This window comes from Pedobacter sp. KLB.chiD, from assembly GCF_047040275.1.
GTDB lineage: Bacteria > Bacteroidota > Bacteroidia > Sphingobacteriales > Sphingobacteriaceae > Pedobacter.
This window is the reverse complement of sequence record NZ_CP178207.1, coordinates 3,655,449-3,678,622: the sequence shown is the minus strand read 5'-3', so window position 1 is coordinate 3,678,622 and position 23,174 is coordinate 3,655,449. Positions and strand designations below refer to the sequence as shown.

The window sequence follows — 23,174 nt, the reverse complement described above, 5'->3', positions numbered from 1 at the left end:
TTGTATCAGGTAAGTTGTATTCCGCCATAAGTGGCCCCGATGGGAATAACTTTATCACCTATCCAGATTTGGCTGCGGTCAAATTTGGATATTTTATTTTTGGCGACAATGAACGTCCGGTGGCAACGGATAAAATCTGTCTTTGGCAGCAGATCGGCCAGATCGTTAATGGTAATGCGAGAGCTTAGCAATTTGCTTTTAAGCTGGATCTGCGTATAATTACCTGACGCTTCAATGTATAAAATTTCATCCAGCGCTACTTTTATCTGCTCATAACCATCTTTTATAAAAATGTGGCTGGGTTTTTCCACCTGTTTTCCGCTTCGTAGGTTAAATAGTTCGAGTGCTTTATTGCAGGCCTTTAAAAAACGCGAAAGCGAAAAGGGTTTTAGCAGGTAATCAATCGCATCAAGTTCGAAACTTTGTACCGCATGTTCAGTATAAGCTGTCGTGAAAATTACCATTGGCGGCTTGCTCAGACTCTTTAAAAAATCGATTCCGCTGATATCGGGCATTTTAATGTCGAGAAAAATCAGGTCAACTTTGTTGTGCTGGAGATAAGTGATGGCTGCAAAAGCATCTGTAAAGGTTTCCCGTAAAGTAATAAACGGAACTTTTGAGGCATGCGATTTTATAATATCAAGCGCAATGGGTTCATCATCTATAGCAATGGCAGTCATTTTTTATCTGTCTTTTTGGATGTCAGGCTGAGCGTAGTCGAAGCCTATTACTTCTTCTTCGCTTTATACTAATGCATGGTATCATCCTAAGCGGAGTTGAAGGATAAATATAGTAAAATCATGATTAACTTAAATATTTGCTTGAATTAGATTTACGCGCTTCGACTCCGCTCAGCGTGACAACACTATTGGTATCATATTTATTTAGTCATATCATCCTGAGCGGAGTCAAAGGATTAATCCAACTGCAAAGTTAAATGAACAAAAAACTCATTGGCACTTTCGCGGATAATTAGTTCATGTTTTCCATAATAGAGCAATGATAAACGTTGTTTAACATTCTCGAGTCCGATGCCGCTTTTTAGCTTTTCAGGATCGTTGTCAGCTTTAATGTATATGCTGTTGCTTACATCAAAATACAAGGTGCTTTCTTTAGTTTGCAGGGTGATTTTGATGTACGAGGGTTGTTGCAAGCTAATCCCATGTTTAAAGGCATTTTCGATAAACGGGATTAATAGCATGGGGGTAATCTGCAGGTTATTTAACTGTTCTTCTATATGCGTATCAATCCTGATATCAGCGGAACGTGAGGTACGGAGTTTTTGCAGATCGATATAATTGTTGAGATATTCTACTTCACGGGTGAGCGAAATTTTATCCAGTGTATTTTCATGGAGCATAAAACGCATCATATCACCCAGTTTTTGTATACCCTCGCCGGTTCGTTCTGCATTTTCCTGCAAAGCAGTCCCGAATAGTGTATTTAAGGCATTGAATAAAAAGTGTGGGTTAATCTGTGATTTTAAGAAATTCAGGCTGGCGTCAGATTTGCCTAATTCTGTTTTAAGCATTTGTATTTCGCTCAGTTTTTCAAATTTATGTTTATAAACATACCAGGCAGATGGCGTGGTGATACAGATTAAACAGATTAGATTTAACGTTAAAGTAATGGGAACAACCGCGCCATTACGCATAAAAGGAATAAGAACCAGCAAAAGCAAAAGTGAAACGATAATGGTTATACCTACATTGCCCCAGAAGTACCGTCCAAAACCTTTGAAATTTTTTCGAAGATTTGGGATAATATAATAAATAGAAAGAAAGGCAAATAAAATATTTACCGGCGGTACCAGTAGCCAGATAATCAATAATTCATAATCAATTCTTAACGAAAGCACGGCAGCAAACACCAGGAGCGAAATCAACCAGATTTTAGTCGAGGTAAAAATTTCCGGAACGATGTTGTTACTGTACTGCTTTAAAAAAGAAATCCGGTTTAGCAGTACTAATCCACGTTCATTAAAATAAGAATAGGCATTGATGAGCAGATAAAGAAAAAAGATATAACTGAACGCTTCTCCAAAGAATACACCGTAAGCCTGGTCGATATTTTCATATTCCATTAATCTGTATGGTTGGGTATAGGTATTGGCTACCATCCAGCCAATGATAGAGAAAGCAGTTACCGCAACAGTAATGATCACATTCATGATTATATTTTGCTTCCTTGCCAATTGGGGCATTGAAACAAAATTGAACAGCAGAAAACTAAAGTAAAGCATGGTAATTTTAAATACCTTCGGAAGGAAAAAATTTGTAAGGACGTTATAATCGACATCGTTATCGGCATAATGGTATGAGTTGCCTGGTCCGTAATTGATCTTGGTGCAAATGCTGATCAAAGCCAGGATGTATAATGTGGTAGAGATCCAAAACTCCAGCTGGTTGATATTTTTAGATCTGATAGCAGATGAATGATCTGAAAGAATTTCCATTTTGTTCTAAATTAATGGCACAATTTTACAAAGAGAATTTATACCGATCATTAAAATGTGATGGATGGCACTAAAAATGTGACGAATGATCAGGATGTATAGGATTGCAGGATTTTCAGATCAACAGGCCCATCCATTTTACATTTTGATTTGGTTACTGCAAATTGATCATCGGCTGTTATCCCACGCCATCCTCTTTTTTGCTATCTTTGAAACGGATAGTTAAGATTGATTTCTCCATTATCCATTATCCATTTTTCCATCTTACATTATTACAATCAATATGACCGTTTACGGAATTCCAAATTGCAATACAGTTAAAAAGGCGCTTGATTGGCTAAAAGCGCATCAGGTTGACTTTGAATTTCATGATTTTAAGAAAAAGGGCATTACCACTGAAAAATTAAACGAGTGGTGTAACACTTTCGGCTGGGAAACGGTATTAAACCGCAAAGGATTAACCTGGAAGAAATTAACTAAAGAAGAGCAAGTCAAAATTGATAACCAGGATTCGGCAATAGCTTATTTAAAAGAAAATACCAGTGCAATAAAACGTCCGGTTATTGAGCAAAACAGCAAGGCTGTATTAATCGGGTTTGACGATGAAAATTATTTAAAAACACTAGCCTGATTCAGTTGTTCTAATGTTAAAGATTGTTAAATGCAGTTTTTAATTGTTGAACTAAGTTACTTTTGAGTATGTACAAACTGATCATTTTTCTATTGCTGGCATCGCCTCTGGGTATTTTCGCACAAACGGTAACTACTGGTACAGTTTTCGATTTTTCGAAAAAAAACCTTTCTCTTCCTGGTGTTAGTATCAGAAACCTGAACAGTAAAAAATCAACCAGTACAAATAAAGATGGAAAGTATACTATAAGCGCTAGTATTGGCGATCTTTTAGAGTTTTCTGCCATAGGCTATCATACCGATACGCTATACCTGACCAACCTTTTGAACAGAACCATATATTTACCGGCTAAAACGAATAGCTTAAAAGATGTGGATATTACTGCGGTAAGGATGAATAGTCAGATTACGGATGCTAAAGATCCGCTGGCTGAGAAATATACGCTATTAAGTACAGGCGGAAACCTGAACCGTAAACGCATGACCGATAAAGTAGGTGGTTTAAGCCTAAATCTTGGTTATGGTAAATATAAGAGACAACAGCGCAAAGAAGCAGATTTGGAAGAAAGGGAAATGTATCAGGAAGAAATAGATGAAAATTTCACTCCGAGGGCCATTACTGAACTGACTAAACTGGAAGGAGAGGAGCTTAAAAACTTCATGATTATTTATAGGCCTTCCATCGAAGCCGTAAAGGGCGAAAGACCATTCCGTTACGCTTTTTACATCTCACGTGCTTTTGCAGCTTGGAACAAATTAACTCCTCAGCAAAGAAAATTGCAGGATCTGCCCAAATTAAAGGCTAATTAATAAAGACTCGTCGCCCTGAATTCATTTCAGGGTCTATTTACTGAAAAGATGCCTGAATAAATTCAGCTGACAGTTAGTGAAAGGAAATTAATGATAAGTATGAATAAATATTGATCAAATTAAAGCCTAAAAAGCTTTTTTGACTACCCTGTTAACCATTATTAGTAACATTATAACCACATATAAATCTATATGTGGTTATTTTTTATATTTACCGCAGTATTTACAACCTTATTATCATGAAATTGAATAAACTGATTAATTTTGGTTTGATTTGTTGCGTTTTTGCTCTTTCAGCCTCAGCCCAGCAAGCTACAACCGTTGCGCCAGCTACTAATTACAATCCTGCTGAAGCCTTTGGACCACTATTTTACACCCAAAATGGGAACGAGTTCCGTTCTGCGAATGGTGCGCCAGGCCCGAAATACTGGCAAAACCGTGTTGATTATAACATTACCGCCAATCTGGATGAAATAAAAAACATGGTCAGCGGAACAGTTACCATTACTTATAAAAACAATAGTCCCGATAAATTACCTTATTTATGGTTACAACTGGATCAAAATACCTTTAAAGAAACCTCACGCGGTTACGCCATTACCCCATCACGTAGCCGTTATGGCGCACAGGGTGAAAAGTTTGATGGTGGATATAAGATCCAGAACATTAGTGTAGCGCAAAAAGCAGGTGCAGTAAAGTTCACTTCAATTGTTGAAGATACCCGTATGCAGATCCGTTTAGATCAGCCTTTGGCCCCAAATGGCGATCTGGTAACCATCAAAATGGATTATTCGTATATTGTCCCTAAAGAAGGATCGGACAGGACCGGACATTTAGCCACTAAAAACGGTGAAATTTTTGCTATTGCACAGTGGTTTCCACGCATGTGTGTTTATGATGATGTAATCGGTTGGAATACCTTACCTTACTGGGGCGGCGGTGAGTTTTATTGCGAATATGGCGATATCAATTTTGCCATTACTGCGCCTGCAAGTCATATTGTAATGGGTTCAGGCGAGTTATTAAACCCTGCTGAAGTTTTTACACCAGAGCAGTTAAAACGATGGAACGCGGCTAAACTGAGCGATGCCACCGTACATATCCGTAGTGAAGCAGAGGTAACCGATCCGAAATCGCGCCCGGCTAAAGATAAATTAACCTGGAAGTTTAAAATTATTAATGCGCGCGATGCGGCCTGGGCTTCATCAAAAGCATTTGTATTAGATGCCGCAAGGTATAAACTGCCAAGCGGTAAAACAGGTTTAGCGGTTTCTGCTCAACCCGTAGAAAGCAATGGTATTGATTCTTACGGACGTGGTGTAGAATATGTAAAATCTACCATCGAGCATTATTCCTCCAAATGGTTCGAATATCCTTATCCAATGGCTGTTAATGTTGCCACCAACATTGGTGGTATGGAATATCCTGGTATTGTGTTCTGTGGTTGGAAAGCTAAAAAAGCAAGCGCATGGGGTGTAATCGATCATGAATTTGGGCATACTTGGTTCCCGATGATTGTGGGATCCAACGAGCGTAAATATGGCTGGATGGACGAGGGTTTTAACACCTTCATCAACGGCATTTCTAAGAAAAACTTTAATAATGGCGAGTATGCAACGCCTCCCGTTGATTTCCATAAGATCGGTAGAAGTGTAATCGGTAATCCGATTTACGAAAATATTATGCAAATGCCTGATGGTATGGCGGAAAGAAACATCGGCGTTAACTTATACAGTAAACCAGGATGGGGCCTGGATATCCTGAGAAACCAGATATTAGGCGAAGACCGTTTCGATTATGCTTTCCGCCAGTACATTAAAAACTGGGCATTTAAACATCCAACACCCTTTGACTTTTTCCGTTCAATGGAAAATGGTGCAGGAGAAGATTTAGCCTGGTTCTGGAGAAGCTGGTGGTTAAATAGCTGGAAAATGGATCAGGGCATTGCGGGTGTTGAGGCCGTTAAGCAAGACGGTAAATTGGTAAGCTATAATATCAGGGTGGTGAACCTGGAAAAAATGCCGATGCCGATCATTCTTCAGATCAAAACCAAAAGCGGAAAAACGGAGACCGTAAAAGTTCCGGTTGATGTGTGGATGAAAAATACCAGTTGGTTAGTTCGTTTCCCAACCACTGAAGAAATTGAATCCGTTACTTTGGATCCGGATAAAGTATTGCCAGACTCAAATCCGGATAACGATACCTGGACGGCTGCGGGCAACTAAGCTCACATCAATTCATTCCAGACCTCCTGATTTTAAAGATCAGGAGGTTTTTTATTGCAAAGTACCGACGTTTTAATTTCCGATATCAGTTAGTTTAGCAATAAAATTATACAACATGAGCACTTCTCTAATAGAAATAAGTAATCCCGAAGGAATTTATGATCCCCGCCCGCATGGCTATTCGCATGTTGCGGCAGTTCCGGCCTGGAGCCAGCTGGTATTTGTTGCAGGCCAGGGGGGGAAGCAATACCGATGGCATTTTAAGTTCCGATTTCAGAAACCAGGTAACCATCGTATTTGAAAACATTGCCATTGCTTTAGCCAGCAAAGGGTTAAAAATGGAGAATATTGCCAAGTTAACCACTTTGGTGGTCGATTACGATGAGGAGAAGCACCAGATATTGATCGAAGAATCGAATAAAATCTGGCCTGATCAAAAATTCCCGGTAAATACGCTTATCCCAGTGCAGAAATTGGCCTTAAATGGCATGTTGATCGAAATTGATGCTACAGCTATAGGTTAATTGATAAGCCTGGTTAACATTATTGTTAAACCGATATTGTTTTGGAGGGTTCTGTTCGGTTTATATACAAAGATGAATACCTCCGGCTCCGTTTTTGAAACGGACCTGCCATCCTAAACCTGACAGCAGCGAACACGAAGTGCAACGGAGTAAAGCGGATGGCGGGACTGTATTGCCCGATACCCACTGCACGTTGGTTTCCAAAAAAAGCAAAATCTGATTAATTTGGATTTGCTAAATTGTTATGAGATTTACCAGATGTTTTAATCTCAAAAATAACATTAATAACCATCGAAATTTTAAGAATGGAAAAAGGAGAGCGCAAAAACGTTTATCAGGTTTACAATAAAATAGGGGGTTGGTTTGCCGAAAATCGTTATGCCGATTTGGTGGAAAAAGCTTACTTAAATGATATCCTCGAACACCTTCCGGCAGATGCAAAGGTTTTGGACCTTGGTTGCGGTACTGGAAAACCTATATTGGAATATTTTATTAACCATGGTATAGATGTTTTAGGCGTTGATGCCAGTGAGCAGATGATCGGGCTGGCAAAAATCAATTTTCCATCTACCAGGTTTTTGCTGGAAGATATGCGTGATCTTGATCTCGATGAAAAATTTGATGCGATTATTGCCTGGCATAGTTTTTTTCATCTTCCTGCTGATGACCAACCGAATATGTTTACCATTTTTAAGCATCATTTAAAAGCCAGCGGTATTTTACTGTTTACATCTGGAACAGAGCGGGGAGAAATATGGGGAAAGAACGGGGGCGAAAATCTTTTTCATGCTTCTCTGGCTACTGCTGAATATCAAATGCTGCTTCATGAAAATCAATTTGAAGTGCTCAGGCATAAAATAAATGATCCCGATTGCGGCGGTGCAAATGTTTGGATGGCGCAGTACAAACCCTGATAATTTTGCCTTAACTTTGCTCCATGGCCGAACAGCAAAAAAATAATCCCTTACACGGTATCACTTTAGAAAAAATAGTAACTGATCTCCAATCATATTATGGCTGGGAAAAATTGGGATTATTGATCAGGATCGATTGTTTTAATAATAACCAGTCGGTCAAATCGAGCTTGAAATTTTTAAGAAGAATGCCCTGGGCCCGAAAAAAGGTAGAAGATTTATACCTCGATACTTTTAATAAATGATGGAATGAGTGAGTTTAGCATCAAATGAAAAATATTTTCTATTGGTTCCTATGGATGTTTGGCTGACTAGTTATTTCGTTATAAATATTACTACGATATATTCTAATTAGAGAGATAATTAATTATTCCTTAAAAAGTAAATGGGCATGGGAAAAGACTATGGCATTAAAGTCGGGCACTCATATTGAGCTTAAAACGCTCGCTGTTGCCCAAAAGAAGCTAAAGCTGAGTATAAAATACTGGTGGATGGAATAATAGTTTCTGAATATATTTTGAGGAAAAAAAACACAATTATACTTTTTCATTCGATTTGCCGTAGTCAGCTAAATTTTAACCAATTGTTTCTGCCTTCAGTTATTTTTTAGTTTAGTTATACAGCCATTGATTGTTCATAAAATCTTCATGTTGATTTTCGAGATTTAATCAACAAAATAACAAGGTTTATTCATTATTAAATCCACTTGAAAATGAAAGCAATTAAAGTTTTAAGCATCGCTTTATTAGCCATGTTTACCTTCGCAACCGTTAATGCAAAAACTGTAGCGCCTGCAAAACCAACCACAGAAAAATCACAGACTAAAAAAAGTCATCAGAAACATCATCATCATAAACACACACACAAAGTAGCCAAAGCTTAATAAAGGAAAGTCTTTCAGGTAAAACTGGAAGACTTTTTGTTTGTTGACGCAGACTTCCTAAGTTATCTTTACCCCCGAGCTTCCTCTAAACTTTAAAAGAAAAACATATTTTTTGTCACATTTTCCATCTTTTGGTGTCTTATCGTTGGAAACCTTAAAAAAGGTTAATCAAACAAACCAATAAAAAAGACAATTTTAAGTATGAAAACCTATTTATTGATATTGCTGTGCATATTATCTACGAAAGTCTTCGCACAGCAGTCGGGTAATGTAAATGGAAAAATTATTGACAGAAAAACAGATCAGCCCATTGAATATGCGGGGATTATTTTATCAAATAAAACCGACTCGACCAAAAAAGTAGGTGTGGTAACTAATCAAGCCGGAGAGTTTTCTTTTAATGCGGTGCCGAATGGTGATTATAAAATCAGGATTTCGGCGGTGGGCTATAACCCCATCATCAAAAATATCAATGTGGGCGGCAAGGCTGTTAATATTGGCATTTTAAAACTGGAAGAAGATGCCATAGCCCTGAAAGATGTTGCGGTAAGCGGCCGGTATGCAACTGCAGCAGTTAAAAAGGATACGGTAGAGTTTAACGCCGATGCCTATAAAACCAGGCCAAACGCTGCTGTGGAAGATTTATTGAAAAAACTGCCGGGTGTAACCGTTGATAAAGATGGGAGTATATTGGTGCAGGGGCAAAAAGTTACGCGCTTAACTGTTGACGGTAAAGATTTTTTTGGAACCGACCCTAAAACGGCAACTAAAAACCTGCCTGCTGACGCCATTGCAAAAGTACAGTTAATTGATAGCAAAACGCAGGAAGCAAAAGCTACTGGCATTGACGACGGTCAGCGGGAAAAAGTATTGAACCTCACCATTAAAGAAGACAAGAAAAAGGGCTGGTTCGGAAATGCCAACCTTGCAGGCGGTACTACCGATAAGTACGGAAGTTACCTGAGTGCCAATCATTTTAATAAAAATCTTCAGTTTGCGGTTTTGGGCATGAGCAACAATACCAATGATGCCAGTTTCGGTTATGATGACCTGAGCAGTTTCAGCGGTGGAAACATTGGAAATATTTTTGCCCCACCTGGCGGAGGAAGTTTTTCTATCAACAGCAATAACGGCAAAACCACTATTGGCGGGAGTGGTGTTTTCGACAACAGTGCTATTGGCCTGTATACCACTCACAGTGGTGGTCTTAACTATAGCAATTCATGGGGTAAAAATAATAAACTGGCTATCAGTGGCAGTTATTTTACTTATTTTTCTGCTGGTTTGGGTAATAAATTATCTAATATTCAGGATTTAAGTTCGGGCGATATTTTGCGCACCGTGGATAATACCGACCGGAACAGCGATAACCAGGCGCATCGTTTCAATTTTAAGGCAGAATATCATCCTGATTCGTTAACTGACATTGTACTGCGGCCAAATGTAATCTTAAACAGCACTACCAATATCAGCAATCGGTTTTTCAATGCTAATTTTGATGTCGCAGGAAAATCGAATGATGGAAACCAGTATTTCAATCAGCATAACTTTACCCCTTCTTTATTTGGCGAGTTCTCCATACTCAGAAGGCTGCCAAACAAAAAAGGTTCGGTTTCGCTTCGTTTAAATGGTGCACAGAATACCTATAATTCCGATTGGGTTAATCAATCCTTCCTCAATCAATTGATCAGCGGCAATACCGTAGTTACCCATACCAATCAACAGGCCAATCAGGAGAATGTGTCGAAAACCTATACCGTAAACGGTAATTATGCACGGCCATTGGGACAGAAGTGGAGTGCCAATGTAGCTTACGGTTTTACACGGAACATTGTGGATGCGAAGCAGATCACTTTTGACTATAACCCGACCAATGATCGTTATGAAACCGTTGTTCCGCTGTTGACCAATACTTTCGATAACCAAAACAGCCTGCAGACCGCCGGCTTAGGTTTTATTTATACCGGAAAAGACTGGACCTATAATTTTGGGTTGAATGCGCAGCAAAGTTTATTGAATGCAAATGTGTTTAATAACATTGGTGCCAACATAGGCAAGATTGAAAAATCTTATTACAATTTATTGCCGCGCTTAACGGTTAACTTTAAAAATAAAGCCAATCAAACCATTGCCATCAATTATCGGGCGAGCGTTAACTTACCTTCGGTAACCGATCTGCAGCCCGTACAGAACAACACCAATCCATTATACCAAAGAATTGGAAACCCTGATCTCGAGGCCAGGAAAAATCATCGCCTTTCAGTCAATTTTAATACGTTTAGTCCTGATAACAACCACTATTGGAATGGTTATTTTCTTTACAACTTATCATTTGATGACACCGGAAATGATATCACCTATAATAACGGCATCCAGACGGTTAAGCCCATTAATGTAAATGGCAACTACTATTTACGTGCAGGTACATATTTTGGGATGCCATCAAAAATGAAGGGTTTGAGGATGAACTATGGCGCAAATTTCTTTACCGAACACAGAACAAACTTTATTAGTGGAGCTAAAAACCTGACGAACAGGTTTGAAATCGGGCCGAATGTCAACTGGAGCTACGATATCGATGATAAATTTAATGCCGGTATCTATGCTTACGTAGGTTATACCAAAGTAAACAATACGGCAGAATCGGCCATCAATAATAAATATTTCAGTTTGGAAAATACCCTCAACCTTAGTTACGAATTTATAAAAGATTTAAGGGTAGAGGCTGATGTAAACCATATTGGTTCGGCTGGCCGTGCTGATGGATTTAACAACAATTACTTTCTGCTAAATGCAGGTATCAATAAATATTTGATGAAAAGAAGGGTAACCCTGAGCTTAAAAGGCTTTGATATTTTGAACCAGAATACCAGCATCGATCGGATTGTAAACAGCAGCCGGATAGAGGATGTGCGGTATAATAACATTACCAGGTACTTTTATTTATCATTAAATTACAAGTTGACCAAAGTAGGTGCAAATAATGAAAGAAGCAATCCACGCAGCACCGTTAATTAAATCGCTAGGAATTAATAGATGTGAGGGTATAAATGTTCTCGTGGAGCGAATGGAATATCAACAAAATTTAGACTTTACTTTGTGTAATTGCTTGCCCTGATGAAGTTGAAGTGGATTCCGATCAATTCTGATGGCAATTGGCAGGAAAATTATAACTCCATAATCCTGAACTGAAAACCAGCCATTACTAACCGAAAATTTTTTATGCTAACCCCTTGATTTTTAAAAAGAATTGTTCTACTTTTGCAGTCCGTTTTATGGGCGATCTGCAAGGATGCCGGGGGAGCGGTAAATTTTTTAAATAAAAAACATAAAAAAGCACAATGCCAACCATTCAACAATTAGTTAGAAAAGGTAGAGTAGCACTGGAGTTCAAGAGTAAGTCTCCGGCGTTGGACAGCTGTCCACAGCGAAGAGGTGTATGTACACGTGTGTACACCACTACCCCTAAAAAACCAAACTCAGCAATGCGTAAAGTAGCCCGTGTTCGTTTAACGAACGGTAAAGAGGTGAATGCTTACATCCCTGGAGAAGGTCACAACTTACAGGAGCACTCCATCGTATTGATCCGTGGTGGTCGTGTTAAAGATTTACCAGGTGTACGTTACCACATCATCCGTGGTGCGTTAGATACATCGGGCGTTGCTGGTCGTAACCAACGTCGTTCTAAATATGGTACTAAACGTCCTAAACCAGGTCAGGCAGCTGCTGCACCTGCAAAAGGAAAGAAAAAATAATCGGGAGGAAATAAGAAATGAGAAAGTCAAAACCAAAAAAGAGAATTATTCTTCCTGATCCAAAATTTAATGATGTTCAGGTAACCCGTTTTGTAAACAACATGATGTACGATGGAAAAAAATCTATCGCTTACTCAATTTTTTACGATGCTGTTGAAATTGCTGAGAAAAAAGCAGGTGAAAACGGTTTAGAGGTATTCAAACGTGCATTAACTAACATTATGCCAGCTGTAGAGGTTAAATCTCGTCGTGTTGGTGGTGCTAACTTCCAGGTTCCAACGGAGGTTAGACCAGAGCGTAAAACAGCTTTAGGTATGAAATGGTTAATTTTATATGCTCGTCGTCGTGGTGAAAAAACGATGAAAGAGAAATTAGCTGGTGAAATCGTAGCTGCTGCTAAAGGTGAAGGTGCTGCTGTTAAAAAGAAAGAAGATACGCACAAAATGGCTGAGGCCAACAAAGCGTTCTCTCACTTCAGATTCTAATTTAGGATTAACAGACAAGTAAGATTACACAGATTTAATTAGAAGATTATACTGATTAGATAATTTGCACCGATTTGTTTCAACATAATCGGTGCAATCATTTAAGATCAGATAAATCAAAAACATAACATGGCAAGAGATTTAAAATTTACAAGAAATATTGGAATTGCAGCTCACATTGATGCTGGTAAAACGACCACTACTGAGCGTATCCTTTATTATGCTGGTGTTAGTCACAAAATTGGTGAAGTGCACGAAGGTGCTGCAACAATGGACTGGATGGCACAAGAGCAAGAGCGTGGTATCACTATTACCTCTGCTGCTACAACAGTAAACTGGAACTACCGTGGTAGTAAATACCACATCAACATTATCGATACACCCGGACACGTAGATTTTACCGTAGAGGTAAACCGTTCATTACGTGTATTAGATGGTTTGGTATTCTTGTTTTCAGCAGTTGATGGTGTTGAGCCACAATCAGAAACTAACTGGCGCTTAGCTAATAACTACAATGTTGCCCGTATCGGATTCGTTAACAAAATGGACCGTTCTGGTGCTGACTTCCTGAAAGTTGTTAAACAAGTGAAAGATATGTTAGGTAGTAATGCAGTTCCATTACAGTTACCTATCGGTTCTGAAGATAACTTTAAAGGTGTGGTTGATTTGATCAACAACCGTGGTATCGTTTGGAATGAGCACGATAAAGGAATGACCTTTACTGAAGTGCCAATCCCTGATGATATGTTAGATGAGGTTGCAGAGTGGAGAGAAAAATTGTTAGAATCAGTTGCTGATTATGATGAGACTTTGATGGAGAAATTCTTCGAAGATCCAAACTCAATCACTGAGCGTGAAATTTTAGACGCTTTACGTGCAGCCGTATTGGATGCTAAAATTGTTCCTATGGTTTGTGGTTCATCTTTCAAAAATAAAGGTGTACAAACCATGTTGGATTATGTAATGGAATTATTGCCTTCGCCTTTAGATTCTGAAGGTGTTGTAGGTACTAACCCGAATACAGATCAGGAAGTTTTATTAAAACCATCTGAACAAGAGCCTTTTGCAGCATTAGCATTTAAAATTGCAACTGACCCTTTCGTAGGTCGTTTATGCTTTATCCGTGTTTATTCAGGTAACTTAGAGGCGGGTTCATATGTGTACAATACACGTTCAAATAACAAAGAGCGTATTTCACGTATCTTCCAGATGCACGCTAACAAGCAAAATCCAATTCCTAACGTAGGTGCTGGTGATATTGCTGCGGTAGTAGGTTTTAAAGATATCAAAACTGGTGATACTCTTTGCGATGAGAAAAATCCAATTGTTCTGGAATCAATGGTATTCCCTGATCCGGTTATCGGTTTAGCTATCGAGCCGAAAACTCAGGCTGACGTTGATAAATTAGGTTTAGCGTTAGGTAAATTAGCAGAGGAAGATCCTACTTTCAGGGTACAAACTGATCAGGAAACTGGCCAAACGGTTATCTCTGGTATGGGTGAGCTTCACTTAGATATCTTAATTGACCGTTTAAAACGCGAATTTAAAGTAGAAGTTAACCAAGGTGCACCACAAGTAGCTTACAAAGAGGCGATCTTCGGTACCTCAGAACACCGCGAAGTTTATAAAAAACAATCAGGTGGTCGTGGTAAATTTGCCGATATCAAAGTGGTGATTTCTCCAATTGATGCTGATTTTGAAAAAGGTGGCTTGCAGTTCGTAAACGAAATTGTAGGTGGTGCTATTCCTCGTGAGTTCATCCCTTCAGTAGAAAAAGGATTTGCATCTGCAATGGCAAATGGTGTTTTAGCTGGTTATCCGCTTCCTGATATGAAAGTACGTTTGATTGATGGTTCATTCCACGCAGTCGATTCAGATGCTTTATCATTCGAGCTTGCTGCCCGTATGGCGTACCGTGAGGCTTTACCTAAATGTAAACCTGCTTTGATGGAGCCTATTATGAAAATCGAAATCTTGACCCCTGAAGAAAATATGGGTGATGTTATCGGTGATATGAACCGTCGTCGTGGTCAGTTGCAAGGTATGGATACCCGTAACGGATCTCAGGTAATTAAAGCATTGGTGCCACTTTCAGAAATGTTTGGTTATGTAACTCAGTTACGTACCATCACTTCAGGCCGTGCAACTTCTACAATGGAATTTGACCACTATGAGCCAGCGCCTAAAAACGTTCAGGACGAAGTAGTAGCTAAATCTAAAGGAAGAATTAAAACTGAAGACTAATTCGTCACAAGTGTTTAGTATAGGGTATCAAGATTGGATAATCCGTCTTGATACTTAATACTGCTATCTCGATACTAAAAAAGATAAATCCGGTTTCTGTTGTTAATAGCTCTAACAGGAAGCCATAATTAAAAATAAGATGAGCCAAAGAATCAGAATTAAGTTAAAATCTTACGATTACAACCTGGTAGATAAATCTGCTGAGAAAATCGTAAAAACTGTTAAACCTACGGGTGCCGTGGTAAGTGGTCCGATTCCACTTCCTACTGAGAAAAAAATCTTTACTGTTTTACGTTCTCCACACGTAAACAAAAAAGCCAGAGAGCAATTCCAATTGTGTGCTTACAAACGTTTATTGGATATTTATAGCTCTAACTCTAAAACAGTTGATGCTTTAATGAAACTTGAATTACCTAGCGGTGTTGAAGTTGAGATCAAAGTTTAATTGATTTTAAAAGAATAAAAAAGGTCCCGATGCAAATCGGGGCCTTTTTTTGTATAGCCTAAATGCTAAAACAAAACCTGGGGTGTCTGGGTTGTACTGATATGATAAGTAAAGACAAAGAACAAGAAGGATTACCAGTTGAAGGACAGGATTTTGCTGATCCTAAGGAAGAAGGGAAGGATGATCCTTCCTCACATGGCGAAGTAGCCAATCAAAATGGCAGTGATTTTTCTGAACTGGAAGAAAGCAGGATGGAAAACCCGCCAGAACATCGTGATGAAAATGGTTCGACGAAAGATGATTTGGATAGTAGCACAGCAATAGATCAAAGCAAAGGGGTGAATTAGCCACAATTAATCAAAGGCCATAAAATGGAGCAAAGGCCGGGAAGTATATAATTGTTTCAACATTAAACCTTTCTATCGTATCCATTGTTCTGATAAAAGAGTGTTTATAAAATAAATCGCTATGGAAAATAATGAAAATAAAAATATTGATCCTAACGAGGAGACTAACCACAACGAAGAGGATATAGAGTGGGATAACGGAGAAGCTACTTACGGGCATAAAAGAGCTGATTTTAAGCGTAAAGATGAACCGATGACATCTCACAAAAGCGGAGAGAATGATGTTAATCAGGACGTAAATGGAAGTCTTAATAATTCGAATTTAAGTCAGGGTGAAGATATAGGAAACAGAAACAAGAACGACGACAAAGGTTTGCATGGCAAAGATTTGTAACTTAATTATAAAGGGATTATCCTAATAGACAATCCCTTTATAGGTTTACGCCTTTCCCGGTAGATGGAAGTAATTTAGAATTCAACAACTGAAATGTGTGGATTAACTAGCTAAAGCCCTTAATAGTTCTTCTCTAATTTTTAGCTTGTCGCGAATCCTAAGGCATAGCTAATTTCAATAACTTATCATCAAATCGCAAAAGATATGGTTTTAATGAATTGACATATGTCAATTTTTTTTAGATGTAAATAGTATCTGGTTGTGATTCAAAAACATAGGATTACCATGTCAATAACTTATTTTTAAGGGTTAAATGTTTGATCAATATAACCTGAATCTTACTGATAAATTCAATCCTGTTTTAGTAATCTCAATGTATTAAATGCCGGTATTTAATGCGTGGTTTTCATCAGCCTCATTAATATCGGTTTTTGGTTTAAAATCTTCAGACGAACTGCCGGTATGACTTTCAGCACTCTTCAACGTTGGGTTTTTATCAGCGCTATTGTAGGCATCATCACTAAGTGAATCTTTACCTTGTGTACCAGAGTTATCTCCACCATCTCTTGCTGAAGGATTTCCTTCAATCAATTCACTGGGTTCTTTGCCGTAACTCGTTACTATATTTGTATCATTGGCCTGCTCTAAAGCTTTTTGCACGTCTGATTTTTCAGCTTGCTCGTCACCTGACCCTACATATCCCTCCAGATGCTCTTTTTTGTTATATACACTCGTTTTCATGTCCGTATCATTTTATCAATAAACAGGGCAGAAGCTAAATGGTTTGATTCATGATCACCAGCAAACGTAGTTAACAAAAAAGGCAGATATTTCTATCTGCCTCTGTTTTAGTTTCGATAAGGGAAATTCCGCGATATTTTTCGCATCATCCGTTCCACCATATCATCGGTAGAACTCATAATGTTATCATCCATTGTTTTAAAGAAACGCCATAATAATTCACCGTCTGATCCGTTATTGATGGTTAAGAACATGGTGCCTGTTCCGGATTTTCCTCCAAAACCTCCGAATAAAACAGCTGAGGCAATGGCGCCAGCTTCTGATTTCGTTTGCTCTGTTTCAAAACGGCCACCAATCACCGCATCAACACCCAGTATTTTAGCTAATTCATCTTTAGTGGTCTCGTCTAACTTATTCAGAACGCCGGCTTTTTTTAACAGGATATTTGTTTTGTCAACATCCTGAAAAGTTACCGTATAGTCTGAAGCTTTTCTTAGCAAAAAGGTATACATACTTGCCTGGATAGACCTGGCCATTGATTCTTCCTGACTTTTGTTCGCTTCAGCGCTAAAGTTTTTGGGTTGTTTCCTGTAAGAGATTTTTACCGCAAAGGGTAAAATAGCTACAGTTTTGTGTGTTTTGATTGCGTCCTTTAATTTCGGACTTTCGAAAATTTGTTTTGAGCCTTCAAATTGTGCTTTGGTCAAAACCGTAAAACAGCATAAGATAGCTAGCGTTAATAAGATTTTTTTCATTGTTGTTTGTTTGTTTGTTTGGCCGCAAATATAGATATATCTTTTAATTGATGTAATACAAATTTTACTTAAAGCTTTATGCTTAACCATTTTCACGTTTTGTTTAACTTGCACCAAATTTTAAATGCCAGCGCGATAAATGGAGTGGAAATACTTACTTTCGAATAAAAGATACGGACAAGAGCAATATGGTGCCAGTACAGATCGGGCACGTTCAGATTTTCAGCGTGATTATGACCGGTTGATCTTTTCGTCTCCATTTAGAAGGCTGCAGAATAAAACGCAGGTTTTTCCTTTGCCTGGAAGTGTTTTTGTACACAATCGCTTAACACATAGTTTAGAAGTGGCGAGTGTGGCCCGTTCCATGGCAAATATATTTCTTAAAGGTATAGAAGAATATCAACCAGAACTTATTAAAGACGTTCCCTTAATAAACGAAGTAGGTAATATTGTGGCTGCCGCTGCATTGGCGCATGATTTGGGCAACCCGGCATTTGGACATTCGGGAGAAGCGGCCATTTCGCGCTATTTTACCGATGGCGATGGTAAGGTTTACCAGAAAGAGATGAGTGAATCGCAATGGCACGATTTAATTAATTTCGAAGGAAATGCCAATGCCATCCGGATTCTTACGCATCCATTAAAAGGAAAGGGAAATGATGCTTATGCGCTTACCTACTCTACCCTGGCCTCTATAGCCAAATATCCATGTGCTTCTATTGCAGGCAAACAAAAAGGTTTGCTGCACCGTAAAAAATATGGTTTCTTCCAATCAGAAGAGGAAAGTTTCAAAAAAATTGCTACCGAACTTCGCCTGGCACAGGAAGACAGCGAGTACCTCATCTATAAACGCCATCCTTTGGTTTATCTGGTAGAGGCTGCCGATGATATCTGCTACAGCATCATCGACCTGGAAGATGCGCACCGCCTCAAGATTCTTTCTTACGAAGAAGTAAAGGGTTACCTCATGCCTTTTGCCAATTCAACAACTATAGAAGAACGGTTAAAAAACGATTATGAAGATGATGATGCCAAGATAGGCCTACTCCGTGCTAAGGCCATTAACACTTTAACAAACCAATGTGCAGCCATTTTCTTCAGGGAACAGAAAAAACTATTGAAAGGTGATCTTAACCATAGCTTAACCGATCTACTGCCCGAACCCTATATTTCGGCTTGGAAAGCAGTAGAAAAAATCTCCGTGGAGCGTATATATAATTTCTCTTCAGTAATACAGAAAGAGGTGGCGGGTTATAAAATTATGGCCGGTTTACTAGAAGAGTTTGTTCCGGCACTTATTCATAATAATACACACTATTATAAAAAACTGGTTAAGCTCATTCCAAAACAATATCATACCGATTTGACCGATATTTATTCTATTATACAGAGTGTGCTAGACTTTGTTTCCGGAATGACAGACCTCTATGCTGTAGATCTATACCGGAATATCAAAGGGATATCTTTTCCTTCAGAAACCTAGTTGGTTTAAAACCGGTAAGTATTTTATCCCAATTTCCGGAATTAATAAAGCATTGATGGCCTTTGGAATCGCTGTTCGTGTAAAATTACGGGCCTGTAATTTATATATGGATTTGGTTTACAGTATTTTGTGCATCAGTAATAAGTTTTCGTGTAAAATTCAGTTCTCAGCTTATACTAATTATTAGATTTGATCGTTTGGCTACCTTTTATTTGTAGTCAAATCAATGTATCTCATCCCTTTTCATGAAAAAAAAATTACTGTTTACATTATTAAGCATAGGCTTTGCATTGGCTGTCAGCGCACAAACTCCACAACAATTCAATTATCAAGGTGCTGCCAGAAATACCAATGGTACACCACTCGCAAATAAAAATATCGCCCTGCGCATCAGCATACTGGATGCATCTGCTACAGGTACTATGCAATATTCGGAAGTAAGAAATGTGGTTACCAATGGATTGGGCCTCTATGCAGTAGCCATTGGATCAGCAGGGGCAAGTGCTGTAAGCGGTACCATAGCAGGGGTGACCTGGGCGAATGGATTAAAATTTGTTAAAGTTGAAATCGATCCAGAGAACGGGGCCAATTTTACCCTTGCCGGAACAGCACAACTGTTAAGCGTTCCTTATGCGTTGTATGCCGCAAACGGGCCGGTAGGACCGAAAGGTGATCCGGGAGCAACAGGCCCGCAAGGCCCTGCTGGTGCAGTTGGTCCGCAAGGCATACAGGGTATTGCCGGTGCAACAGGCCCACAGGGCGTCAAAGGTGATACCGGTGCTGCTGGTTTACAGGGCATACCTGGTTTAAAGGGCGATAAAGGAGACAAAGGTGATACTGGGCCGGTAGGTCCTTCAACCGGAGCTGCCGGAGGCGATTTAACCGGTAATTATCCAAACCCAACCCTCCAAAACATTCAGGGCAAAACTTTAAATGCAGCTGCACCAGCCAATAACCAGGTTCTTTTATTTGATGGTGCCGTATGGAAACCAGTAACATTGGACGTTAACCAACTATCTGGTGCCAAGGCTTTAACCTCAACTGATTTAAGCATTAGTGCCAGTGGTACCACAGCGTTACTTAAGGATGTAGTAATCGATATCAATGTAGGTGCAGTAAGCACTGTTAAACTTGCGGATGGTGCGGCAACTACTTCGAAAATAGCTGATAGCGCCATTACCATGCCCAAACTCGCAGATGGCGCAGTAACTTCAGTAAAAATTGGGAATAAGGAAATTAAGAATATTAATATAGATGATGCTGCCGTGAACACGCTTCAGCTTGTGGATGGTTCAGTAACTACGCCAAAGCTGGCTGATGAATCTGTAACTGTAACTAAATTAACTACCAATGGTGTTAGTGATGCAAACAAGGTATACATTACAAATGCCGCAACTGGAAAGCCGGAACTGATGAGCAGGGCATTATTTGCTAATGCAAATGCTTGGGCGCTGAAGGGCAATGCCGGAAATATAGATCAGAACAACAATTTTTTGGGTAACACTGATGATGTTGCCATCAACTTTTTGGTTAATGGTTTAAAATCCGGGCGTTTGGGCAATTCAGGAGAAAGTAACATTTCTTTTGGTTACAAAACACTTACCGCAAACGTATCAGGTTTTTACAATAGTGCATTCGGAAAAGAAGCATTATCGGTAAATATTTCGGGTTATGAAAGTAGTGCATTTGGCTATCAGGTGTTACAACGTAATTTCAGCGGCATTAATAATAGTGGTTTCGGCTCACAGTCTTTATCGGCCAATACGGTTGGCTCTAATAATACAGCATTGGGTACCCACACATTAATGATAAATGGTACTGGTGTTGCCAATACAGCAGTAGGAAGTTTAGCACTTGAAGTTAGCAATGGCGACAACAATACCGCAATAGGTTATAGTGCAGGATCAAAAAACAATGGCACAGGTAATATTTTTATCGGGAGTAATGCAGCCGGAAACACTATAAACGCAAATAATACACTGGTAGTAGCCAATTCTAATACCGCCTATCCCTTAATAGCAGGTAGTTTTGCTACAAATGGTGGTTCGCTAACACTTAACGGAATATCAGCGGCAACAGCTACTGCCTATGCACCGGCAAATTCCAGTACTTTAAATGTTAATGGTTCGGTTTCTGCCAGTATTCTAACTTTTACTGCCGCTGGTACGTTAGCCCTGAATGAAAGCCATTATACCGTCAGGATAAAAAATGCAGGTGCAGCAGTAAACCTTAATCTTCCGGCTGCCAGTTCCTGTAAAGGACGGATATATGTAATTATTAAAGCTCCATCATCAGGAGATGTAACCTTGAATAACCCGGTGTTATTAAACGACGATTCGAGCTTAACCACTATTACCGGAAATAAAACTTTTACCATTCAAAGTGATGGCGCAACATGGATCTCTTTAAACTAAAAGGTGATGAGAAAAATATACTATGCATTCATGTATCTGTTTGTGCTTTTTTGGGGAAATCAGCTGAGGGCACAGAACTTACCCTATATATTCAATACTGCCAGTGCTTACGGCAAAATCAATAATCAGCTTTATGATTTCAGCATTGGTGAAATGGCCGTGATACAAACTTTTCAGACAGTAAATGTCACGTTAAGTCAAGGTTTTTTGCAGCCTTTTCTGATCATACAAACCACGGCAGAGGTTGAGGTAATAAATAATATCCTTAGCCCGAATGGTGATGGTAGAAATGATTTTTTTGTAGTTAAGGGTTTAGAAATGTATCCGAACAATAAACTTACCATTTTTGACCGGGGAGGAAGGATGATTTATGCTACAGCGAACTACCAAAATAATTGGGATGGCTATTTCAACGGAAAACCATTAGCGGAAGATACCTATTATTACATGCTTGATTTAGGTAAAGATGGATCTATTAAAGGTTTTATATCAATCTTATATAAAAAATAACAGGGAGAAAAATGAAATATTATGTCGTAGCGCTGTTGTTTTTATTGATTAGACCAACATTTGCCCAACTTAATCCTATGGGGAGCATTTACTACCAGAACCAGTTTTTAGCTAACCCGGCTATGGCCGGCCTTGAAACAGGCTTAAACCTCAATGCCGCACTGAAGATGCAATGGGCAGGGGTAGAGGGCGCTCCCAAAATTCAATCCCTTACCGGCGATTATGGTTTGGCTGACAATAAGGTAGGTTTAGGTGTGCTTTTTTATAACGAAACAGCGGGCGCCATTAATCGTACCCGGGCTACGCTAACCTATGCTTACCACCTGCCTTTAAATGGAGGAACAAATTTTCTCGATTTTGGCGTATCTGCCGGTATGATGAATGAATCGGTGAATTTTAATAAAGTTAAAGGCGATTTAGATGATGATGTGCTGAATAGTTTTAATGATCGCAAACTCTACCTGGATGGCGATTTTGGGGCTGCTTATCGTACTGAAAATTTAACCCTGCAGGCTACGGTACCAAATCTTAAACGGTTTTTTAAACGAGATATAATGAGGAATGTTGTAGACCGTTCTACCTATTTTATTGCTGCAGGTTACAAATTTACCACTGATCAATTAATTAATAGCTTAGAACCAAAATTGGTATATCGTGGCGTGCAAAATTATAATGGTATTTTTGATGCAGGCGTTAATGTACAGTTATTAGATAATAAATTAATATTTAATAGCATTTACCATAGCACCAATAGCTTTACAGCTGGTTTTGGTACTCTTTACAAAAACCAATTTTCGCTTTTGTTCCAGTACACCACCAATACCTCAAAAATGCTGAGTTATAGCAATGGAGAGTTTGAGTTGGGTTTGAAGTACAGCATTAAAAATTAAAGGCCTATTATACAAGTGTTTGTTAGATTTTCAGGCACTGTCTTTATTTATTAAACCCGATAGAACGGAAAGCCCGGAGCGAAGTAATGAGTGAGGACTTGGAGGAATAGCGGGACAGAAGGCCGCCATAAAAACAGAACCCATCATTTTCAAAAATATTGAAAAGTTGTTATTTCGATTTGAATTTTTAGTAGTGCCAGGTGTAATCATCTGGCACTAGTTAGGATTTCTGCTATATAACCAAAAGAAAGATATCTTCTGCGTTGGTTA

At 38.9% G+C, this 23,174-nt stretch carries 22 protein-coding genes; 18 read left to right on the top strand and 4 right to left on the bottom strand.

Going from position 1 to position 23,174, the window contains the following annotated elements:
- Positions 1-5 precede the first annotated feature (5 nt).
- Together ACK1I8_RS15115 and ACK1I8_RS15110 are read right to left on the bottom strand one after the other, a co-directional pair.
- The gene (locus ACK1I8_RS15115; protein WP_412466166.1) at positions 6-680 is read right to left on the bottom strand and encodes a LytR/AlgR family response regulator transcription factor; all 675 of its coding nucleotides are present in this window, start codon (positions 678-680) and stop codon (positions 6-8) included.
- A 236-nt stretch (positions 681-916) separates the two neighbouring features.
- On the bottom strand, positions 917-2,455 hold the full coding sequence (locus ACK1I8_RS15110; protein ID WP_412466165.1) for a sensor histidine kinase: 1,539 nt from the start codon (positions 2,453-2,455) through the stop codon (positions 917-919).
- Positions 2,456-2,738: 283 nt separating this feature from the next.
- Here ACK1I8_RS15110 and ACK1I8_RS15105 point away from each other — a divergent pair, with 283 nt between their 5' ends.
- From ACK1I8_RS15105 to ACK1I8_RS15040, 14 genes are all read left to right on the top strand, one after another.
- Positions 2,739-3,086: a Spx/MgsR family RNA polymerase-binding regulatory protein gene (locus ACK1I8_RS15105; protein WP_412466164.1), complete on the top strand. Its 348-nt coding sequence runs from the start codon at positions 2,739-2,741 to the stop codon at positions 3,084-3,086.
- 68 nt (positions 3,087-3,154) lie between these two features.
- On the top strand, positions 3,155-3,895 hold the full coding sequence (locus tag ACK1I8_RS15100) for a carboxypeptidase-like regulatory domain-containing protein (protein WP_412466163.1): 741 nt from the start codon (positions 3,155-3,157) through the stop codon (positions 3,893-3,895).
- A gap of 239 nt (positions 3,896-4,134) precedes the next feature.
- On the top strand, positions 4,135-6,120 hold the full coding sequence (locus ACK1I8_RS15095; protein WP_412466162.1) for a M1 family metallopeptidase: 1,986 nt from the start codon (positions 4,135-4,137) through the stop codon (positions 6,118-6,120).
- Positions 6,121-6,278: 158 nt separating this feature from the next.
- Entirely contained in the window at positions 6,279-6,644 is a 366-nt protein-coding gene (locus ACK1I8_RS15090) for a RidA family protein (RefSeq protein ID WP_412466161.1), read from the top strand.
- 305 nt (positions 6,645-6,949) lie between these two features.
- Positions 6,950-7,558: a class I SAM-dependent methyltransferase gene (locus ACK1I8_RS15085; RefSeq protein ID WP_412466160.1), complete on the top strand. Its 609-nt coding sequence runs from the start codon at positions 6,950-6,952 to the stop codon at positions 7,556-7,558.
- 23 nt (positions 7,559-7,581) lie between these two features.
- Positions 7,582-7,803 (top strand): VF530 family DNA-binding protein, encoded by a 222-nt coding sequence (locus ACK1I8_RS15080; RefSeq protein ID WP_412466159.1) that lies wholly within the window; start codon positions 7,582-7,584, stop codon positions 7,801-7,803.
- A 467-nt stretch (positions 7,804-8,270) separates the two neighbouring features.
- Positions 8,271-8,441, top strand: a complete 171-nt coding sequence (locus ACK1I8_RS15075) for a hypothetical protein (RefSeq protein ID WP_412466158.1) — start codon at positions 8,271-8,273, stop codon at positions 8,439-8,441.
- Between the two features lie 201 nt (positions 8,442-8,642).
- A complete protein-coding gene (locus ACK1I8_RS15070) occupies positions 8,643-11,459 on the top strand; it encodes an outer membrane beta-barrel protein (RefSeq protein WP_412466157.1) in 2,817 nt (938 codons plus the stop codon).
- A gap of 323 nt (positions 11,460-11,782) precedes the next feature.
- Entirely contained in the window at positions 11,783-12,196 is a 414-nt protein-coding gene (gene rpsL / locus ACK1I8_RS15065) for a 30S ribosomal protein S12 (RefSeq protein WP_010599925.1), read from the top strand.
- Between the two features lie 17 nt (positions 12,197-12,213).
- On the top strand, positions 12,214-12,681 hold the full coding sequence (gene rpsG / locus ACK1I8_RS15060) for a 30S ribosomal protein S7 (RefSeq protein WP_025145241.1): 468 nt from the start codon (positions 12,214-12,216) through the stop codon (positions 12,679-12,681).
- A 129-nt stretch (positions 12,682-12,810) separates the two neighbouring features.
- Positions 12,811-14,925 (top strand): elongation factor G, encoded by a 2,115-nt coding sequence (gene fusA, locus ACK1I8_RS15055; protein ID WP_293788512.1) that lies wholly within the window; start codon positions 12,811-12,813, stop codon positions 14,923-14,925.
- A gap of 139 nt (positions 14,926-15,064) precedes the next feature.
- Complete coding sequence (gene rpsJ, locus ACK1I8_RS15050; protein WP_008244591.1) at positions 15,065-15,370, top strand: 30S ribosomal protein S10; 306 nt, start codon at positions 15,065-15,067, stop codon at positions 15,368-15,370.
- Positions 15,371-15,471: 101 nt separating this feature from the next.
- Complete coding sequence (locus ACK1I8_RS15045) at positions 15,472-15,717, top strand: hypothetical protein (RefSeq protein WP_412466156.1); 246 nt, start codon at positions 15,472-15,474, stop codon at positions 15,715-15,717.
- A gap of 121 nt (positions 15,718-15,838) precedes the next feature.
- Complete coding sequence (locus ACK1I8_RS15040; RefSeq protein WP_412466155.1) at positions 15,839-16,111, top strand: hypothetical protein; 273 nt, start codon at positions 15,839-15,841, stop codon at positions 16,109-16,111.
- A gap of 378 nt (positions 16,112-16,489) precedes the next feature.
- Here the strand turns inward: ACK1I8_RS15040 and ACK1I8_RS15035 are convergent, their stop codons facing one another.
- Positions 16,490-16,852 carry a hypothetical protein gene (locus ACK1I8_RS15035; RefSeq protein WP_412466154.1) on the bottom strand — a complete coding sequence of 121 codons (363 nt, stop codon included), beginning with the start codon at positions 16,850-16,852 and terminating at the stop codon, positions 16,490-16,492.
- A gap of 107 nt (positions 16,853-16,959) precedes the next feature.
- A complete protein-coding gene (locus tag ACK1I8_RS15030; protein ID WP_412466153.1) occupies positions 16,960-17,607 on the bottom strand; it encodes a hypothetical protein in 648 nt (215 codons plus the stop codon).
- Between the two features lie 139 nt (positions 17,608-17,746).
- Between ACK1I8_RS15030 and dgt the strand changes: the two genes are divergently transcribed.
- The 4 genes from dgt to ACK1I8_RS15010 all read left to right on the top strand — a co-directional run bounded on the left by dgt (position 17,747) and on the right by ACK1I8_RS15010 (position 22,904).
- Complete coding sequence (dgt, locus tag ACK1I8_RS15025) at positions 17,747-19,090, top strand: dGTP triphosphohydrolase (protein ID WP_412466152.1); 1,344 nt, start codon at positions 17,747-17,749, stop codon at positions 19,088-19,090.
- Positions 19,091-19,335: 245 nt separating this feature from the next.
- Positions 19,336-21,504 carry a hypothetical protein gene (locus ACK1I8_RS15020; RefSeq protein WP_412466151.1) on the top strand — a complete coding sequence of 723 codons (2,169 nt, stop codon included), beginning with the start codon at positions 19,336-19,338 and terminating at the stop codon, positions 21,502-21,504.
- A 6-nt stretch (positions 21,505-21,510) separates the two neighbouring features.
- Entirely contained in the window at positions 21,511-22,014 is a 504-nt protein-coding gene (locus ACK1I8_RS15015) for a gliding motility-associated C-terminal domain-containing protein (RefSeq protein ID WP_412466150.1), read from the top strand.
- Positions 22,015-22,025: 11 nt separating this feature from the next.
- Complete coding sequence (locus ACK1I8_RS15010) at positions 22,026-22,904, top strand: type IX secretion system membrane protein PorP/SprF (RefSeq protein WP_412466149.1); 879 nt, start codon at positions 22,026-22,028, stop codon at positions 22,902-22,904.
- Positions 22,905-23,174 lie beyond the last annotated feature (270 nt).

Bases quoted from the DNA above. Each gene is read 5' to 3' on its own strand.
- ACK1I8_RS15115 (WP_412466166.1), bottom strand. From the start codon at position 680: ATGACTGCCATTGCTATAGATGATGAACCCATTGCGCTTGATATTATA.
- ACK1I8_RS15110 (WP_412466165.1), bottom strand. From the start codon at position 2,455: ATGGAAATTCTTTCAGATCATTCATCTGCTATCAGATCTAAAAATATC.
- ACK1I8_RS15105 (WP_412466164.1), top strand. From the start codon at position 2,739: ATGACCGTTTACGGAATTCCAAATTGCAATACAGTTAAAAAGGCGCTT.
- ACK1I8_RS15100 (WP_412466163.1), top strand. From the start codon at position 3,155: ATGTACAAACTGATCATTTTTCTATTGCTGGCATCGCCTCTGGGTATT.
- ACK1I8_RS15095 (WP_412466162.1), top strand. From the start codon at position 4,135: ATGAAATTGAATAAACTGATTAATTTTGGTTTGATTTGTTGCGTTTTT.
- ACK1I8_RS15090 (WP_412466161.1), top strand. From the start codon at position 6,279: ATGATCCCCGCCCGCATGGCTATTCGCATGTTGCGGCAGTTCCGGCCT.
- ACK1I8_RS15085 (WP_412466160.1), top strand. From the start codon at position 6,950: ATGGAAAAAGGAGAGCGCAAAAACGTTTATCAGGTTTACAATAAAATA.
- ACK1I8_RS15080 (WP_412466159.1), top strand. From the start codon at position 7,582: ATGGCCGAACAGCAAAAAAATAATCCCTTACACGGTATCACTTTAGAA.
- ACK1I8_RS15075 (WP_412466158.1), top strand. From the start codon at position 8,271: ATGAAAGCAATTAAAGTTTTAAGCATCGCTTTATTAGCCATGTTTACC.
- ACK1I8_RS15070 (WP_412466157.1), top strand. From the start codon at position 8,643: ATGAAAACCTATTTATTGATATTGCTGTGCATATTATCTACGAAAGTC.
- rpsL (WP_010599925.1), top strand. From the start codon at position 11,783: ATGCCAACCATTCAACAATTAGTTAGAAAAGGTAGAGTAGCACTGGAG.
- rpsG (WP_025145241.1), top strand. From the start codon at position 12,214: ATGAGAAAGTCAAAACCAAAAAAGAGAATTATTCTTCCTGATCCAAAA.
- fusA (WP_293788512.1), top strand. From the start codon at position 12,811: ATGGCAAGAGATTTAAAATTTACAAGAAATATTGGAATTGCAGCTCAC.
- rpsJ (WP_008244591.1), top strand. From the start codon at position 15,065: ATGAGCCAAAGAATCAGAATTAAGTTAAAATCTTACGATTACAACCTG.
- ACK1I8_RS15045 (WP_412466156.1), top strand. From the start codon at position 15,472: ATGATAAGTAAAGACAAAGAACAAGAAGGATTACCAGTTGAAGGACAG.
- ACK1I8_RS15040 (WP_412466155.1), top strand. From the start codon at position 15,839: ATGGAAAATAATGAAAATAAAAATATTGATCCTAACGAGGAGACTAAC.
- ACK1I8_RS15035 (WP_412466154.1), bottom strand. From the start codon at position 16,852: ATGAAAACGAGTGTATATAACAAAAAAGAGCATCTGGAGGGATATGTA.
- ACK1I8_RS15030 (WP_412466153.1), bottom strand. From the start codon at position 17,607: ATGAAAAAAATCTTATTAACGCTAGCTATCTTATGCTGTTTTACGGTT.
- dgt (WP_412466152.1), top strand. From the start codon at position 17,747: ATGGAGTGGAAATACTTACTTTCGAATAAAAGATACGGACAAGAGCAA.
- ACK1I8_RS15020 (WP_412466151.1), top strand. From the start codon at position 19,336: ATGAAAAAAAAATTACTGTTTACATTATTAAGCATAGGCTTTGCATTG.
- ACK1I8_RS15015 (WP_412466150.1), top strand. From the start codon at position 21,511: ATGAGAAAAATATACTATGCATTCATGTATCTGTTTGTGCTTTTTTGG.
- ACK1I8_RS15010 (WP_412466149.1), top strand. From the start codon at position 22,026: ATGAAATATTATGTCGTAGCGCTGTTGTTTTTATTGATTAGACCAACA.